This is a genomic window from Mycobacterium sp. NGS68, assembly GCF_059812195.1.
The window spans coordinates 1-15,490 of the sequence record NZ_JCALCE010000030.1 but is presented as its reverse complement, the minus strand read 5'-3'; the positions used below and the strand labels follow the sequence as shown (position 1 = coordinate 15,490).

Genomic DNA, 15,490 nt, shown 5'->3' with positions numbered 1-15,490 from the left:
GGTTTTGGCGAACGAACCGGCATGGGCAACGTTCTACCCGCTGACTGTGGGAACCAAACGCGGCGCACGCCACGCCGGTGGGTCCATCACAGCCTCGCGAACGGGTGTTGACCAGCCCAATGTGGGTATGTATCGACCGAAGACGCGCTCACAGAAACGAGAATCCGATGAATCACCCGATCGCTGACACCCTGGAACGGCCCCGACGGGCCCCCGACGGCGCCCCTGCCGTCCTGTTCGACGTGGACGGCACGCTGGTGGATTCCAACTACCTGCACATCCATGCGTGGCAACGCGCCTTCGATGACGAAGGCATATCGGTCGCAAGCTGGCGCCTGCACCGCAGCATCGGCATGGATGGCGCGAAACTGGTGCGCACGCTTTCCGGTAACGCGCCGCGCGACGTTCAAGACCGGCTCAGCGAGGCCCACAGCGCGTATTACCGTGACCTGGCATCGAAATTGGAGCCGCTGCCCGGGGCCTGCGCGCTCCTGCGCGGCGTCGCCGATCTCGGATTGCAAGTGGTGCTGGCCAGTTCGGCGCCCGAAGACGAATTGGAGATCCTGCGCAAGGTGCTCGACTGCGAGGACGTCGTCTCGATCACGACGTCCTCGCACGACGTCGACACCGCAAAACCCGATCCGGGGATCGTGCAGGTGGCCCTCGATCGTGCCGGCGTGACCGCCGACCGGGCCGTATTCGTCGGTGACTCCGTGTGGGATGCGCGCGCGGCGGCGGGAGCGGGGCTGCCGTGCATCGGCTTGTTGAGCGGTGGCATATCCGGCGCCGAGTTGCAAACTGCCGGTGCGTCACCGATTTTCGCCGACCCGCGGGACTTGCTTGAGAATCTGGACTTCACCCGGATCGCGGAGCTGGCGCCCGAAGACTGAATCGCGAGGTATCACGATGGGCGATCGTCGCTCCGGAAAGTCAGAATCCGACGTCGAGTCCGACGACCATGTCGCGCAGTCGCGCGCAGACCGGGACGAGGACGGCGGGTACGTGGGACGCAAGTCCTCCGACGACGACTTCGGCAGCGGGGAAACCGGCGCCGAAGCACGCAGCCGCGACAGCTGACCGTCTCATCCGCGGTCGAGTTCGACCACCAGCGGGCGGTGATCGGAAATGGGCATCAGCTCAGCCTGCGCGGCGCGGCCATGCAGGTGACGGTCGTCGGTCAGGATGTGGTCGAGCTGACGGTGCGGCTCCTCGGCGGGAAATGTCGCGGCCACGGCCAGCGGTCGCATGCCTGTCCAGCGGCGCGCCGCGACGGGGGTGAGGTTGAGATCGCCGATCAGTAGCCGTGGACCGGGAAAGCCCCGCAGGTCGTGGACGAGCCGTCGCAGCTGGCGCCGGTTCCAGCCCGGGACGAACGACAGGTGGGTATTGGCGACCGTGAGTGTGCCCAGCGGAGTTTGCATCTGCGCGATGACCGCCGCCCGCGGCTCCTCGTCGACCATCATCACCCGGTTCGGCCCGGGCAGATACATGGGAAACCGCAACGGAATCCGGGGCAGGCGCACTACTTGCCAACTGGCCACCGGAAATCGGGACAGCAGGGCGATCCCGTAGGCGGCGGTCCCGGGTTGTTCGTCGCCGGTGGCGGCCATCCAGGTGGCGCCGGGCGTTCCCGAGATCGCCGCCACGAACCGGTGTTCCACGGCACCCATGGCCTCGGCCGCGGCCGCGGTGAGGTCGGCCCGCTCCGAACGCGGTTGCTCGAAGTCCACTTCCTGCAAGGCAAGCACGTCCGGGTCCAGGCGGCACACGCAGTCCCGCAGCAGCGCGGGATCGACGCCGTCGCCGACGGTGCGGCCGTGCAGGATGTTGAAGGTCGCTACCCGCACGGCTACCCCTTCGCCCCGGGCACCTCTTCGCGGGCAGCAACCGACCGGCCGTCACCGGTGTCGAACACCTCGATGACGACGTCACGGTCCCGGTAGCAGCCCAGCGCGGTTAGGCCCGGCGTATCCGCGAGGATCGCATGGGCGGCATCGCCGGTGAGCGGGTAGTCCGCCACCGCGTGCCGCCAGTGTGCCGCAACGATTGTCGCGCCCGGGTGCAGCCGGGGGCATTCGCGGCGCAACACCGCGGCCAGCGCGTCGGCGTGCAGGTAGTAGGCGACCTCGCTGAGCACCAGCAAGTCGAAGGGTCCCGCCGGCCACGCCTGGTCCAACGACGACGGCGCCAGCGTTACCCGGTCACGACAGCCGGCCTCCCGCAGCCTCGCGTCCGCGGTCTGCAACGCCGCGTCGACCACGTCGACCGCGGTCACGTGATCGCAGCGCGGCGCCAGCCGCGCCGTCAGCGTCCCGATCGAACAGCCTGGCTCGAACGCGTGGCGGTACCGGCGATTCGGCAGCATTGCCAGCGTGATGTCGTACTTGCGCTGCTCGTACCACCGCGTCGAGAGCTGCCAGGGATCGTCGCTGCCGGCGTACATGCGGTCGAAGTAGGCGTCGGGCAGGCGCGCGGTCACCGGAACACCAGCTCTCCGACCGCGAGCAGCCGCTCCAGCACGAACGCCGGCAGCACCGGTTCCGAGCCGTCGGCGCCGTGTTCAAATTGGCTTTGAAAGCATTGCACGGCACGGTGTTTACGCTCGAGCGCCGACGCAGATACGGAGACGGCGTACGCCCGGTCCCACGGCACAGCGGGGTCGGACGGGATGGCCCAGTGCCACATCCAGACGGGAAATTCGACCAGCGCCGCGTCGGTGCGCACGCATGCCGCGGCGGCGGCACGGCCGACGGCCTCGTGGTCGGGATGTCCGTCGCCGCGCCAAGTCGCCGCACACCAGGTACCGGGTGCGGCAGTGGCGAGGATCTCGGCCAGGGCATCGGTGAGCTCGCCTTCGTGGGCGGCCACGTCGCCGTCGGGCAATCCGAGTGACACGACCGAACCGACCCCCAAAATGCTTGTTGCCCGGCGGAGTTCGGCGCACCTGGTGGACTCCAGCTGATTGCGTTCCGACGGTGACGCGCCGGGGTGGGCGGCGCCGCCGTCGCTGACGGAGACCACCCGGACGTCGACGCCCGACGCGGCCAGCTGCGCCGCCATCGCGCCCAGGCCGAGGGTCTCGTCGTCGGGGTGGGGCGCGACGACGACCAGGCCCGGGCATCCGGTCAGGTCAAGCACCGGCAGGGGCGCCTCGGCAAAGGCGGCCAGCCACGCCGGCGGGGGTGTTCCCGGGTGGGACAGCGGCGTGGCCGCGAGGCGGGCACTGTTGCCGGTGGACACGAGGCTCAAGGGTACTCAGCACGGCCTGCCCGCCAGCCGACCGAGTTCGGCGAGGTCTCGCTCGGCGTGGCTTTGGCGCACGTAGATGGTCAGGTCGGCGACGCGTTGGGCATGCCGGCCGTCCTGGCACAGCGGACCCGGCCCCAGGGCGCGGCCGGTACGGGTGATGGCTTCGTCGACCGCGTGCTCGACGACCGTGCGTGCCCGCCGCGCCAGCAGTTGGGCGATGCCGGCCCGGTCGAACGGGTCGGCATCGATCTGCGCGGCCACCGAGCCCAGCATCGCCTCGCCGGCGGCCAGCGCGGCGTCCACGGCACCCAGGTGTGCGAGCGAGTATGCGTCTGCGGATTCGCTGCTGGCGCAGCGATATAACGGGCTGGCCACCCGGCGCGCGCCGCCGAGCCAGCAGGCCGCCACGCCCACAGCGCCGTGCCAGAATCCGGGCCGGCTCAGGTAATCGCCCGGATCGCCGACGGCGACGGCATGAACGTTGCTGAACTGGACGGGCCGGGTGTCGCTACCCGCCATCCCGGCGTTCCACCAGGTGCTCGGCAGCGGTTTGACGCCGGGGTCGGTGATCGTCACGGCGAACAGCCCGCGCTGGCCGCTGTCGGTGCGGGCGGTAACCAGCGCATGCGTGCAGAATCCGGCTCCCGAGCACCAGACCTTGGTACCGCTGAGCGTATGACCGCCGCCTCCGGTGCTGCTGGCAGTCAGGACCGCGTCGGGGGATTCGGCCGCCCACACGCCCCACAGTTGATTCGATTCCGGTGGCTTGCCGCCCAATTCGTGCAGGATCGCGACGGCGTCGGTATGCGCCTCAGCGATCCGGGCCGCCACGATGTCTTCCTCGGCCAGCAGTGCCAGGCGTTGCCAGCGTTCGCTGGTGCGCCCAGACGCGGGCAGCGGCAACTCAAGTCGTCCCGATTCCAGCCAATGCCTTACCAGGCCCGCGGTCACGTGCTATCTCCTGTCGCTGCTCGGCCCAATTGTGCGAGGTGATGGGCGAATCCGCGCGGCGCGCGGGCGTGGGCGCGCGCCGACGTGATGACCGACAATTCGGTGTCCCGGTGAATGCTGTAGCCGGCGGCCTCGAAGCGGGTCACCAGGTCGACATCCTCGCCGGAAGCCAGCGTGCGAAAGCCGCCGACACGCCAGTACGCGCGCGCGCTGAAACCCATGTTGGCCCCGTGGATGTGCTCCTGCTCGGCGTCATAGGCCCGCTCGTACCGCTCGGCGACGTCGGCGGAGTGGTGGCGCCAGTCCGTAACCCGTACGACGCCCAGCACCATGTCCGCGCCGACTTCCAGCTGGTGCACGAGCCAACCCGGGTCCACCTTGCTGTCGGCGTCGCTGGTGGCGTACCAGCATTCGGCGCCCGGCTCGTACAGCGAGCGGGCGTAGCCGAAACCGACCGCCCGCGCGGCGCCGACGTTGCCGACGTCGACGCTGACGAAGTGCACGTCCGGCCCGTACTCACCCGCCAACTCGCTGCTGCCGTCGGTGCTGGAGTCGAGGACCACCACGATGGTGACCGGAATGGGCACGCACAGAGCGGCGGTCAGCGCCGCGCGCAAACAGGCCGGTAGGCTGGCTCGTTCGTTGCGGGCGGGAATCACGACGGCGACCTGGTTATAGGTGCGGAGGGCGGGCGCTGACATAGCTGGGGATTGCCCGTTCCCCCGGGGCCTAAACGGGCCGGGTTGCCGAACGCGACGGTGGGTATGCCTGTCGGCGATGGTTCCGATCGAGACGCCCACAGCTTCGGTGTGCGCACCGTTGCGCGAAGCGCTGCGCGCCGCCGCGTCGGCGCTCAAGGAGCACGGCCCGCGTTTCGCGTTGGCCGGCAGCTACGCGTTATGGGCTTACGGCGCACCCGAACCCAGTCATGACGTCGACCTGGTGGTCGCCGAGTCCGACGTGGCGAGCGCCGAAGTCGCCCTGCGCGACGCCGGATTCCGCATCGAGCACCCACCCGAGGATTGGCTTTTCAAGGCCTGCATCGGTGACCGGGTCGTCGACGTGTTGCACCGCGTCAATGGAGTCCCCGTGGACCACGCCACCCTGGACGGTGCTGAGCAACGCGACGTGCTGGCCATCGGCATGCCGGTGCTGCCGCCCGGAATGGTTATGGTCCAGAAACTTCGGGCGCTGAACGAGCATTACTGTGATTTTGCCAAGCTGCTGCCGGCCGTGCGGGCCACGCGTGAACAGCTGGATTGGGATGCGGTCCGGGCCCAAACCGCCGACAACGACTACGCCGTCGCGTTCCTGGTGCTGGCGGACCGGCTGGGACTCACCGGCTGACGGCGGGGTCAGTGGTTGCGCAGCTTGGTGATCAGCTTGTCCTTGGTCAGTGACGAATACCCGGACAAGCCAAGCTCTTTGGCGCGCTTCTTCAGCTCCGGAACCGTCCAGTCGGTGTAGGAGCCCGCGCGGCCGCCCTTGCGGCCGACCGAGGACTTGCCCCGTGCTGCGGCGGCGTTGGATATGCGGGCCGACTTTTCCTTGGAGTTGCCCTCCTTGCGCAGGTCCTGGTACATCTTCTCGTTTTTGATCGACGGGTTCGGCACGTTTCACCCTCCTGAGCATGATGGGACACGAGCCCCTGCAGAATGCCCCGTCCGACGGCGCTCAAACGCGCATGCTCACGCACCTATCCAGGACGGGCCCGGTTGCCTACGCTTTGAGCGGGTAACCGAGAACGTGGTGATTCCCGCGAGCAATGGATCCGGCGCGATGCGCGGTGTGGTGGCGATAGGCGCTTCGGCAGGAGGCGTTGAAGCGCTGACGAGCCTTGCCGCCGGGCTGAAGCCCGACCTGCCCTACGCCTTTCTTGTCGTCCTGCACATGCCGGCGCGCGCGCCGAGCATTTTGGCGCGAATCATCGACCGGGCCGGTCCGCTGCCCGCCGTCACCGCCGACGAGGGCGCGCCGCTGGAACCGGGTCATCTCTACGTGGGACGTCCGGACCGTCACCTGCTGGTCGCCGACCACCACGTGGTGCTGTCGCAGGGCCCGACGGAGAACGGTCATCGGCCAGCGATCAACGCGCTATTCCGTTCGGCAGCACTGTCTTTCGGATCCCGCGCGGTCGGGGTGCTGCTGTCCGGAGTGCTCGACGACGGCGTACTTGGCCTGGCGGCGATCCGCGCGCGCGGCGGCATGACGATCGGCCAACTACCTGACGACGCGCTGTTCCCGGCCATGCCCACCAACGCGCAGGACGCAGGCGTAGTCGACACCCAGGTGGCGGCCGCCGACGTGGGCGGCGTGCTGGAAAAGCTATCGCAGCGAGAAGCCCAGGAGCTGAAGATGGAACGGGACCCCGCGATGGAGATGGAGAATCGCATCGCGCTGTCGTCGCGGTTCGCCACCGATTTCGACACCCAGGACCTGGGCCCGCCGTCCGGGTACACCTGTCCGGACTGCAACGGGTCTCTCGTCGAGCTGGGCGTCGGCAGCTTCCGTTGTCGTGTGGGCCATGCCTGGACCCGCGACGCGCTGTTGGCGGCCCGCGACGACGAGGTGGAGAACGCGCTGTGGATAGCGGTGCGCAGCTTGCAGGAGAAGGCGAAATTGGCTCGGCAAATGGCGCAAACCGTCGGTCGTGGAATGCTTTTCGAACGCTATGTCTCGCTCGCCGAGGAAGCCGAGCGCGCTTTGTCAGTGCTCAGCCGGCGGCTCGCCGCGAGCGGCCCCCAGGCAGGTGATGGTGGTGACTGAGTTGAAACCCACCATCCGGGTCGACGCGAACCGCGCGGGCGAGGTGTGCCTGTTGCGAGTTGCGGGAACATTGGATGGCGCGACGTACCGCGGGCTTCGTGACGCGGTGATTAAGGCGGCACTGGACCAACCCCGCGCGGTGATCGTCGACGTCGACGAGCTGTCTGTCCTGTCCGAGTCTGCGTGGTCGGTGTTCACCAGCGCCCGCTGGCACGTGAACATCTGGCCGGACGTGCCCGTCCTGCTGGTGTCTACGCACGCCGAGCGGCGACGGGCGATGTGGCACAGCGGCGTCACGCGGTATGTCCCGGTGCACGCGTCCCACGAGGCGGCGGTCGCCTCCATTGCCGAGCGCACGACGGACGTTCGGCGCCGGGCGCGCATAGAACTCCCCGCCAGCAGGGTAGCCATCGACATGTCGCGCAGTGCGGTCTCCGACTGGTTGATCGCTTGGGCGCAGGAGGATCTGGTTTCGGCCACCGGGACGGTCGCGACGATCTTCATCGAGAACGTCCTCGCGCACACCGCGAGCGCGCCGGTGCTGATCGTCGAGAGCTACCGGGAAACGGTGACCGTAGCAGTGGAGGATGGCAGCCCGCTGCAGGCTGGTGTGCACGAAGACGCCAGTCGCGGGGCCGAGATCGTGTCGGGTCTGGCCATCGTCGCCGCGCTGTCCCGCGCGTGGGGTAGCACCCCGACGCCGTCGGGCAAGACGGTGTGGGCGCTCATCGGTCGCGAGAACCGACTGTAACGTCGCGAGTAGTGTCAGGTCCTTCGAAACGACGCGTACTCAAAGAGGACTCCCATGGACGACGCGACCACCGACGAGTCCTTTGAGGCTTTGCTGCGCTACATGCGCGACTCCCGCGGCTTCGACTTCACCGGCTACAAGCGCACCTCCCTGATGCGGCGCGTCCGCCACCGAATGGACCAGGCCGGATACACCAGCTTCGAGGACTACCTCGACGTCTTGCAGGCCAGTTCGGACGAATTCGCGTCGCTGTTCAATACCATCCTGATCAACGTGACCGCGTTCTTCCGCGATCCCGAAGCCTGGGAATTCATCAGCGACGAGGTCATCCCCCGGCTGCTCGCCGAGCGGTCTCCCGGCGACCCGATCCGGGTTTGGAGCGCGGGATGCGCGTCCGGCCAGGAGGCCTACACGCTGGCCATGCTGCTGGCCGAGGCTTTGGGCGTCGACGCGTTCCGGCAGCGGGTGAAGATCTATGCCACCGATGTCGACGAGGAGGCCCTCACCGAGGCACGTATCGCGTCGTATGACGCCCGGGCGGTGGAGTCGGTGCCGCGCGATCTGCTGGCGCGCTACTTCGAGCAGGTCAACGGTCGCTACGTCTTTCGCAAAGACCTGCGGCGCGCGGTCATCTTCGGTCGCAACGACCTGGTCAAGGACGCCCCCATCTCGCGCGTCGACTTGCTGGTGTGCCGCAATACGCTGATGTACCTCAACGCCGAGACACAACGAAACGTGCTGGGCCGCTTGCATTTCGCGTTGGCGCCTCAAGGCACCCTGTTCCTCGGGCATGCGGAGATGCTGTTGAGTCACAGTGACCGGTTCACTCCGCTGAACCTGAAGAACCGGATCTTCCGCAAGAGTGTCGGGTCCCACAGCGGCGTAGACCGCTACGATCCGGCCGCGGCGTTCTACGACCGCCACGGTGATTTGCCCGGCCTGACGACGTTGCGCGAGTTGGCGTTCCGGGCCAGTCCGGTGGCGCAGATCGTCGTCACCGGCGACGACACCGTCGCGATGATCAACCAGCAGGCGGAGACCACCTTCGGCCTTTCCGCGCGCGACATCGGCCGGCTGCTGCGAGACCTCGAGGTGTCCTATCGTCCGGTCGAACTGCGCGCCTATCTGGAGCAGGCCAAGGTGGACCGGCGGTCGGCGCGGATCCAGGACGTCAAGTGGCAGCGCCCCGGCACCGACACGGTGTGGTTCGAGATCCACATCAACCCCCTCATCGACGCCGACAACGGCCTGCTCGGGGTGTCGATCGTGTTCTTCGACGTCACCGCGACGCGCGCGCTGCTCGACAAGGTCGTCCATACCAACCGGCAGCTCGAGGCGGCCTACGAGGAATTGCAGTCCACCAACGAGGAACTCGAGACCACCAACGAGGAATTGCAGTCCACGGTCGAGGAACTCGAGACGACCAACGAGGAGCTGCAGTCCACCAACGAAGAGCTCGAGACAATGAACGAGGAGCTGCAGTCCACCAACGACGAATTGCACACCATCAACGACACCCTCCGCGAGCGCAGCCTCGAGCTCGACGAGGCGCGAACCTTCCTGGATTCGCTGGTCAACTCGGTACGGCTGGGAATGGTGGTGGTGGATCGTGAGATGCGGGTGGCGGTGTGGAACCGCCGCAGTGAAGAGCTGTGGGGGCTGCGGTCGGACGAGACGACGGGGAAGAGCTTCACCTCGCTGGACATCGGACTGCCGCTGGAGTCCGTGCGGCCGTTGATCGGCAATTCGTTCGTGGACCCGGACGGCTACGGTGAAACGGTGGTGGACGCCATCAACCGGCGCGGACGGCCGGCCCGGGTGCGGGTCACGTGCACGCCGTTTCGGTCCACGAGCGGAAGCGTGGGTGGCGCGTTGCTGCTGATGGAGGTCGTGGAGCAGTCCTGAGGCGGGCCGCTTGCCGCTCAGGCCGGCGAACGTCCGGCCGCGCGTTCGGCGGCCTGCTGGGCTCGGCGCGCACGCCGCAGCGACTCTTCCGCTCGGTGCCGAGCGAGGGCCACGGTGTGCGCCGTGGCGCCGCGCCCGGCGGCCAGATCCTCGCGTCTGCGCCGCAGCTCGGCCACCCGCAAGCGGGCGGCTTCGGCGCGGGCCGCCGGGCTGTCGACGACGGGCTTTGGTCGTGTTTGGGTTGGACGGTCTAGGTGTGCGCGGCTCGCGTCACCGGTCTCCATCGGTACCCCTCCTGCTTCGGTCGTACTGCGGCCGGTCTCCCGAGCCCGCCGCTCTATCTCTGGGTTCAACAGTGTTGTCGCCCAACGAGTGTCGTCCGCACCTGCAACGATGTTGGTTAATACACCACCGATCTCAGTGACCGCCAAGACCAGGTCGGCGCCGGCCTCGGCGGCGGCCATGGGCATGGACGGGTATTCCGCCGTCTTTGGGCTCTCCGCGATGACGACACCGCCTGCTCGTTTCATCGCCGCGGTGCCCTCGGCGCCGTCGCGCCCGGAGCCCGACAGCACCACGGCGACCCCCCGGGCACCGTACGAATTGGCCAGCGAGGCCAGTAGCACGTCGAAGCGATGCTCCCCGGGCTTGTCTGCCTTGTGCAGGGCGCACGAGCCGTTGGGCCGCAGCTCCATGCGCATTCCCGGTGGACAGACGAACACCCGGCCGCGCGTCAGGAGCTGGCCGTCGCGCGCCCATTCGACCAGGTGTGACGTGCGTCCGGACAGGATGCTGGGCAGCACGCTGGAGTGGCCCCCCAGGTGCTGCTGCACGACGATGGGGGTGGGAAAGTCCACGGGCAAATCGCCAAGGACGACCGACAAGCTGTCCAACCCGCCGGCTGATGCCAGCAGGGCCACCAGCTGTACCGCCTGACCAGGCTGGTCGGTCGCCATTCCATCAGTTTCCACCCGCCGCCGGTCCCACCGCAGCCCCGAGGGCGGTGTCCTCGATGCGAAGCGATCAGGGACGGCAGGCGAATGACCGGGAGCGCGGTGTTTGGCCGGCACCCACCTGGGTATCCGGACCAGAGCCCTCGCGATTAGGCGCGTTGTCGCAATGTTGCGCGAAGGGTCAATAAGAGGAGTTCTGGTGAAGATCGCGATCGTCAGTGGTGACGACGTAGTCGGCGCGGACTCTGCCCAGCTCGCGGCCGCACTTGCGGCGCAGGGGCAAGACGTCACGCTCTACGTCCGCCAAGGGGGTCGGCGCCGTCCTCGAAAAGGCGTCAAGCAGGAGTATCGCATCGTTTCGTCGCGCGTCGGGCCCGACGAGGTCGCGGCAGACCGCGAATTATTGCCGTATGTGGGTGATTGGGCGGCCGCCTTGGAGCGCGCGTGGTCGTCGAACCGGCCCGACATCGTGCACGCGCACGGTTGGCTGGGCGGTCTGGCCGCGCAACTGGCCGCGCGACGCCGACGCGTACCCACTGTCCAGACCTTCCATGGCCTGGCCGGCACATCGCATTCCGCTGACACCGAACGCCGCCGCGTGGAACCGCTGCTGGCGCGCAACGCGACCTGGCTGACCGGTGAGAGCAACGCCGACGTCGACGCCCTGGCCAAGTTGCGCCACACCCGGGCGCAGGTATCGGTCCTGGCCGGCGGCGTCGATGCCGAGCGATTCACTCCGGTGGGACCGGCGCTCGCCCGCGCCGATCTGCACCGTGCCGTCTGTGTTGCGCCAAACCCGTTGGCAAGCAACGGATTTGACATCGTCGTCAGGACGCTGCCGCGGGTGCCGGGCATTGAGGTCGTCATCGCGGAAACCGATCCCACCACTTCCGCCCACGACGAGGCGCGCGCCGGTCTCACACAGCTCGCCGAGCAGTTGGGGGTGGCCGACCGGGTCCGTGTCACCGGCCCCGTCGTCGGTGAGCAGTTGCCGAAACTACTGCGTTCCGCCGATGTGGTCGCGTGCACCCCGCGCGAGCCACCGCGGGCGACGGCGGTGTTGCAGGCCATGGCCAGCGGAGTGGCCGTCATCGCGCTGCCTGTCGGTGTGCTCAGCGACGTCGTCGTACACACCGTGACGGGCTTGGTGCTGTCGCCGAACAAGCCCGGCGAACTGGTCGCCGCACTGAGAAGCCTGGCCGCGCAGACGTTTCAGTGTCAGAGCATGGGGTCGGCGGGCCGAAATCGCGCTTTGTCGCGCTTCACCTGGGACCGCCTGGCGCTCGAATCGTTGGCCATCTACCGCCAGCTCGCCTCCCCGTACACCTCACCCGCCGAACCACAACTGGCGCGCGCACAGTAACGCGGTGCCCCGCGGCGAGGGGTCGTCGCTATAGGCTTGTCAAATGCCATCGAGGCCGACCTCGAGCGGGACGAGCAGCACCGCAAGCCCTTCCGGCACGTCCTTTGGAGGGTCCGGCGCTCGGTCCGCGACGCGTGCCGCGGGTCCGAGCGGCTCATCTCTTGGCGGGCGGCTCGGCGCCGTCGCGCTGGGGTACGAAAAATTCCGGACCAGCGACGCGGACGCCGCACGACGGTTCTTCGCCGCCGCCTACACCCCCGCCTGGTTGGTCAAGGGGCTCGAGCGGCGCACCGCGATCACTCATCAACGCTGCGAAACCGGCACGATGACGCTCGACGAGGTGCTGATTCAAGGGCGAATGGAATGCGAGATCAGGGCCGCCGGTTCGGTCGTCGTGATCCAACCGCGTGCGGGATCGCTGGTCGTGAACGGCGACCAGCGTCCGGCCGCGGATTGCCCGCTACTGGTCGCCGACGGCATGCCCTGCGGGCTTCAGATGGACGCGGCGCGGTTTCATGTGGTGTGCATCGCGACGGATTTGGTGCACCGCGTCGCCGCGGATCGGCACGAGCTGCTGCCACAGCAGTTCCGTTTTCTGGACCGCCGCCCACGCTCCGACGGCGCGGTGCGGGCCTGGCACCGGGCGCTGGACTACGTGATCGCCACCTTTGCCTCGCCGGACACCCACCACCAACCACTGATCGCCGCGGCGGCGGGCCCCTTGCTGGCCACCACGTTGCTGGAGTGCTTCCCGTCGACTCTGACGGCGGAGCACGACCTGCTCAATGACCCGACCGTGTCGGACGCCCTCAAGGACGCGGTGGCGTTCATCCATCGCCATGCCGCCGACGACGTCGGCATCAACGACATCGCGGCCGCGGTGCACCTGACGTCCCGGGCGGTGCAGTACCTCTTTCGGCAACAACTCGACACCACCCCGACCGAGTACCTGCGCCGTGTCCGGTTGCACCGCGCCCATCACGACCTGTTGGCCGGCCACCGGTCCGCGATATCCGTCACCGAGGTAGCCCAGCGCTGGGGCTTCCTGCACACCGGTCGATTCGCGGCGCTGTACCGGCAGACATACGGGCACAGCCCGCACACCACGCTCAACCAGTGACCCGTCGGCCGCTATCTGGCCCGCGAACGCGCGTAATGCTTCCTTACCCGCTGCACGGATTCGGGGGGGCGTGACTGGTCCATGTAGTCCAGGACGGCCTCACGGGCCTCGCTGTCGGTGACCACGCGCTCCGCGATCATCCGCAGCTTGAGGTTCGCTTCCTGTGAGAGCTTCGACAGCAGCCCGAACGCGGCGTCGGCGCTGAGCCCGTAGCGCAGCATCAGCATGCCGATGGCCTGGTTGATCACGGCCTGCCGCGCACCGATCGCCACCACCGCGTCGGTCAGCCGGTCCTGCACGTCGGCGTTGAACTGTTCGGTGATATCCAGACAGAACCCGGAGACGCCGGCCGGCACGTCGCCATCGGACCAGCGATCGCCCACCACGATCAGCAAATGCTCGACGCCGTGCTTATCGATGATCCGATGCCGGCTGCTGAAGGGGCCGCCGTTCCGGCACACCTGCTTCATCAGCGCGGCAACCGCCGCCTTGTCGTCGGGATGCAGGTGCGAAAGCACCAATTCGGTCGTGGGAGTGACATCGTCCGGTCCGTAGCCGTGCATCCCCGCGACGTCGTCGGACCACTCCCAGCGGTCATCGCGGGCGAGGTAGCGAAAGGCCCCCACCCGTGACCAGTTGTCCGGTGGGACCGGCGGCACGTCACGCACGGTGACAACGTATTCCTGCGTTCGCCGGCAGGTACTTAGGCGGGAAAAGGGCTTCGCATTTCGGCTATCGAAACCCCCGGTGCGAAGCCGGCGGATGCAACTGCGTTGGCGGCCCAAATTGACGGCCTGGCAATGCTTTCAGCAAAAACAGTCATCGGGTGCCCTCGTTTTCGCGGGCGAGTTGCGGGTACCCGTGCCGCAGCCTCGTTCCACTACGGCGAGGCGCTCCAAGGAGGTGCGACCATGACCAGTCAGAATCCCGAATCCCCAGAGACGCGGCTGGACCACTTCGACGATCCGGAACTGGGCAGCGGTGCGCGTGACACCGGCGAGGACACTCCCGAGCCGGGCGGCGGGGACCGCCCCGTCGGCACGGTGGACGAGGATGCCAATCCGCCGATGAGCGACCCCACCGCGTCCGACACGTACGGCGGCACCGGGGAACTGCCCCCGCAGGACACCGGCAGGACCGTGCCGCCCTACGAGGGCCGGCAGTGAACATGAGAACTCTTGCGGCGCAGCCTGTCCGCGCTGTCTAACATGTGCTTTGACAACGCCGCCACGCCGGACAGGAGATCCGATGGTCGAGATTCACCTGGAGCGCACCATCGCCGCGCCCGTCGAAGACGTCTTCGACTGGCTGGCCGACCCGGCTAATCTGGCCGCCGCCCCGCTGGTGCTGCGGTCCGCGTGGGCCTCCGGGCGGGCGCCGGACTCCGTGGGTTCGGGCGCCGGATCGGTGCGCGAGGTGATCGGGGTCGGCACGTGGTTCCGCGAGGACATCACCGCCTTCGATCGCCCGCACAGCTACTCGTACCTGATCGTGCGCTCGTTCCCGCCGTTCAACCACGACGGCGGAACGCTGACGTTCACGGCGTCCGGCGGCGGCACGCACGTCGACTGGCTGACCAACTACACCCATCCGGCGCTGGCGGGCGGCAGGCTGCTGGAGGCGGTCAGCCATCGGCTGCTCCGCTCGAGCTTCCAGGCGATACTGAATGCCTGTGCTCAAGCGCTGGAACGCTAGCTGCGGCACGACGGGCGCGCGCGTGAGCGGTCAGCAGGAGCTGATCGAACCCGGTTGGCGAAACAGCGCCGGGGCCGGCCGCGCGGAAGTCCCGGGCGATCTGTTCGGCCAGCGGTCGCAACTTGATGTTGGCTTGCTGGGACAACGACCTCAGTAAATTGAACGCAGCGTCTTCCTCGATGCCGTAGACCAGCATCAACATGCCCTTGACTTGCTCGATGCCTGCCCGGCTTTCGGTGATCTCCGTGAGGCGTGCCGTGACGAGGTCCTCCTGCGCTTGTCTGGGCAGTGGGGAGACGTCGATGTAGAAACCGTGCGTTCCGACGACCGCTCCACTGTCGTCGTAGAGGCGGTCACCCACGACGATGACGTGGCGTACACCTCCGCGAACGTCGACGATGCGATGCCGAGTGCTGAACGCGTTGTGGGAGTGGAGGATTTCTTCGATCGTCGCCGCGACTTGACCGCGGTCATCCGGATGCTTGTGGGCGAGTACCAGCTCGGTGGTCGGGGTTACGCTGCCGGGCTCGTAGCCGTGCATCCGCTGCACCTGCTCGGACCACTCCCACCGCTGGTCGGCGAAGTAGAACCGAAACCTGCCGACCCGCTGCGGCGCACCGGCGGCCAAGGCCTGCTCGACTTCGGCCGACTGGCCGTTGAGATCCCAAGTCATGGGGACCACGCCTCCTCGGGTTGGCTACCGCACAGGCTGGTTCGTTGTCGTGTCGTGACTGGGT

19 protein-coding genes are annotated in these 15,490 nt (G+C 68.0%); 10 read left to right on the top strand and 9 right to left on the bottom strand.

Annotation, left to right across the window (positions count from 1 at the left end; genetic code table 11):
- Positions 1–167: 167 nt before the first annotated feature.
- Together AC5Y5V_RS24770 and AC5Y5V_RS24765 are read left to right on the top strand one after the other, a co-directional pair.
- Positions 168–890, top strand: a complete 723-nt coding sequence (locus AC5Y5V_RS24770) for an HAD family hydrolase (RefSeq protein WP_499940646.1) — start codon at positions 168–170, stop codon at positions 888–890.
- Positions 891–906: 16 nt separating this feature from the next.
- Positions 907–1,077 (top strand): hypothetical protein, encoded by a 171-nt coding sequence (locus AC5Y5V_RS24765; protein WP_499940596.1) that lies wholly within the window; start codon positions 907–909, stop codon positions 1,075–1,077.
- Positions 1,078–1,082: 5 nt separating this feature from the next.
- On the opposite strand, the gene AC5Y5V_RS24760 is transcribed toward AC5Y5V_RS24765, so the two are convergent.
- From AC5Y5V_RS24760 to AC5Y5V_RS24740, 5 genes are read right to left on the bottom strand one after another with little or no spacing between them, the layout of a single operon-like run.
- On the bottom strand, positions 1,083–1,847 hold the full coding sequence (locus AC5Y5V_RS24760; RefSeq protein ID WP_499940595.1) for an endonuclease/exonuclease/phosphatase family protein: 765 nt from the start codon (positions 1,845–1,847) through the stop codon (positions 1,083–1,085).
- A gap of 2 nt (positions 1,848–1,849) precedes the next feature.
- Positions 1,850–2,479, bottom strand: a complete 630-nt coding sequence (locus AC5Y5V_RS24755; protein WP_499940594.1) for an SAM-dependent methyltransferase — start codon at positions 2,477–2,479, stop codon at positions 1,850–1,852.
- Positions 2,476–3,249, bottom strand: coding sequence for a PIG-L deacetylase family protein (locus AC5Y5V_RS24750; RefSeq protein WP_499940593.1), 774 nt, complete (start codon positions 3,247–3,249; stop codon positions 2,476–2,478). The genes AC5Y5V_RS24755 and AC5Y5V_RS24750 overlap by 4 nt, the downstream gene beginning before the upstream one ends.
- A gap of 6 nt (positions 3,250–3,255) precedes the next feature.
- Positions 3,256–4,200, bottom strand: a complete 945-nt coding sequence (locus AC5Y5V_RS24745) for an acyl-CoA dehydrogenase family protein (RefSeq protein WP_499940592.1) — start codon at positions 4,198–4,200, stop codon at positions 3,256–3,258.
- Positions 4,197–4,901, bottom strand: coding sequence for a glycosyltransferase family 2 protein (locus AC5Y5V_RS24740; protein WP_499940591.1), 705 nt, complete (start codon positions 4,899–4,901; stop codon positions 4,197–4,199). Before AC5Y5V_RS24740 ends, AC5Y5V_RS24745 begins: the two co-directional genes overlap by 4 nt.
- A 76-nt stretch (positions 4,902–4,977) precedes the next feature.
- Between AC5Y5V_RS24740 and AC5Y5V_RS24735 the strand changes: the two genes are divergently transcribed.
- Positions 4,978–5,547, top strand: a complete 570-nt coding sequence (locus AC5Y5V_RS24735; protein WP_499940590.1) for a nucleotidyltransferase — start codon at positions 4,978–4,980, stop codon at positions 5,545–5,547.
- An 8-nt stretch (positions 5,548–5,555) separates the two neighbouring features.
- Here the strand turns inward: AC5Y5V_RS24735 and AC5Y5V_RS24730 are convergent, their stop codons facing one another.
- The gene (locus AC5Y5V_RS24730; protein WP_499940589.1) at positions 5,556–5,813 is read right to left on the bottom strand and encodes a DUF7218 family protein; all 258 of its coding nucleotides are present in this window, start codon (positions 5,811–5,813) and stop codon (positions 5,556–5,558) included.
- Positions 5,814–5,946: 133 nt separating this feature from the next.
- On the opposite strand from AC5Y5V_RS24730, the gene AC5Y5V_RS24725 reads away from it, so the two are divergent.
- Genes AC5Y5V_RS24725 through AC5Y5V_RS24715 form a run of 3 tightly spaced genes read left to right on the top strand, consistent with a single transcriptional unit; the run spans position 5,947 to position 9,622 of the window.
- Positions 5,947–6,966, top strand: a complete 1,020-nt coding sequence (locus AC5Y5V_RS24725; RefSeq protein WP_499940588.1) for a chemotaxis protein CheB — start codon at positions 5,947–5,949, stop codon at positions 6,964–6,966.
- A complete protein-coding gene (locus tag AC5Y5V_RS24720; RefSeq protein WP_499940587.1) occupies positions 6,959–7,717 on the top strand; it encodes an STAS domain-containing protein in 759 nt (252 codons plus the stop codon). Before AC5Y5V_RS24725 ends, AC5Y5V_RS24720 begins: the two co-directional genes overlap by 8 nt.
- Positions 7,718–7,771: 54 nt before the next feature.
- Positions 7,772–9,622 carry a CheR family methyltransferase gene (locus AC5Y5V_RS24715; RefSeq protein ID WP_499940586.1) on the top strand — a complete coding sequence of 617 codons (1,851 nt, stop codon included), beginning with the start codon at positions 7,772–7,774 and terminating at the stop codon, positions 9,620–9,622.
- Between the two features lie 17 nt (positions 9,623–9,639).
- Here AC5Y5V_RS24715 and AC5Y5V_RS24710 read toward each other — a convergent pair whose 3' ends face one another.
- Positions 9,640–10,578 carry a chemotaxis protein CheB gene (locus tag AC5Y5V_RS24710; protein WP_499940585.1) on the bottom strand — a complete coding sequence of 313 codons (939 nt, stop codon included), beginning with the start codon at positions 10,576–10,578 and terminating at the stop codon, positions 9,640–9,642.
- Between the two features lie 196 nt (positions 10,579–10,774).
- Between AC5Y5V_RS24710 and AC5Y5V_RS24705 the strand changes: the two genes are divergently transcribed.
- Positions 10,775–11,938, top strand: coding sequence for a glycosyltransferase (locus AC5Y5V_RS24705; protein WP_499940584.1), 1,164 nt, complete (start codon positions 10,775–10,777; stop codon positions 11,936–11,938).
- Between the two features lie 43 nt (positions 11,939–11,981).
- On the top strand, positions 11,982–13,058 hold the full coding sequence (locus AC5Y5V_RS24700) for a helix-turn-helix transcriptional regulator (RefSeq protein WP_499940583.1): 1,077 nt from the start codon (positions 11,982–11,984) through the stop codon (positions 13,056–13,058).
- Positions 13,059–13,069: 11 nt separating this feature from the next.
- On the opposite strand, the gene AC5Y5V_RS24695 is transcribed toward AC5Y5V_RS24700, so the two are convergent.
- Positions 13,070–13,726, bottom strand: a complete 657-nt coding sequence (locus AC5Y5V_RS24695) for a PAS and ANTAR domain-containing protein (RefSeq protein WP_499940582.1) — start codon at positions 13,724–13,726, stop codon at positions 13,070–13,072.
- A gap of 243 nt (positions 13,727–13,969) precedes the next feature.
- Between AC5Y5V_RS24695 and AC5Y5V_RS24690 the strand changes: the two genes are divergently transcribed.
- Both AC5Y5V_RS24690 and AC5Y5V_RS24685 read left to right on the top strand, forming a co-directional pair.
- Entirely contained in the window at positions 13,970–14,224 is a 255-nt protein-coding gene (locus AC5Y5V_RS24690; protein ID WP_499940581.1) for a hypothetical protein, read from the top strand.
- A gap of 82 nt (positions 14,225–14,306) precedes the next feature.
- Complete coding sequence (locus tag AC5Y5V_RS24685) at positions 14,307–14,753, top strand: SRPBCC family protein (RefSeq protein ID WP_499940580.1); 447 nt, start codon at positions 14,307–14,309, stop codon at positions 14,751–14,753.
- Here the strand turns inward: AC5Y5V_RS24685 and AC5Y5V_RS24680 are convergent.
- Positions 14,683–15,426, bottom strand: a complete 744-nt coding sequence (locus AC5Y5V_RS24680; protein WP_499940579.1) for a PAS and ANTAR domain-containing protein — start codon at positions 15,424–15,426, stop codon at positions 14,683–14,685. The genes AC5Y5V_RS24685 and AC5Y5V_RS24680 overlap by 71 nt on opposite strands.
- Positions 15,427–15,490 lie beyond the last annotated feature (64 nt).

Coding starts and splice junctions, on each gene's coding strand:
- AC5Y5V_RS24770 (WP_499940646.1), top strand. CDS start 168: ATGAATCACCCGATCGCTGACACCCTGGAACGGCCCCGACGGGCCCCC.
- AC5Y5V_RS24765 (WP_499940596.1), top strand. CDS start 907: ATGGGCGATCGTCGCTCCGGAAAGTCAGAATCCGACGTCGAGTCCGAC.
- AC5Y5V_RS24740 (WP_499940591.1), bottom strand. CDS start 4,901: ATGTCAGCGCCCGCCCTCCGCACCTATAACCAGGTCGCCGTCGTGATT.
- AC5Y5V_RS24735 (WP_499940590.1), top strand. CDS start 4,978: ATGGTTCCGATCGAGACGCCCACAGCTTCGGTGTGCGCACCGTTGCGC.
- AC5Y5V_RS24715 (WP_499940586.1), top strand. CDS start 7,772: ATGGACGACGCGACCACCGACGAGTCCTTTGAGGCTTTGCTGCGCTAC.
- AC5Y5V_RS24710 (WP_499940585.1), bottom strand. CDS start 10,578: ATGGCGACCGACCAGCCTGGTCAGGCGGTACAGCTGGTGGCCCTGCTG.
- AC5Y5V_RS24700 (WP_499940583.1), top strand. CDS start 11,982: ATGCCATCGAGGCCGACCTCGAGCGGGACGAGCAGCACCGCAAGCCCT.
- AC5Y5V_RS24690 (WP_499940581.1), top strand. CDS start 13,970: ATGACCAGTCAGAATCCCGAATCCCCAGAGACGCGGCTGGACCACTTC.
- AC5Y5V_RS24685 (WP_499940580.1), top strand. CDS start 14,307: ATGGTCGAGATTCACCTGGAGCGCACCATCGCCGCGCCCGTCGAAGAC.
- AC5Y5V_RS24680 (WP_499940579.1), bottom strand. CDS start 15,426: ATGACTTGGGATCTCAACGGCCAGTCGGCCGAAGTCGAGCAGGCCTTG.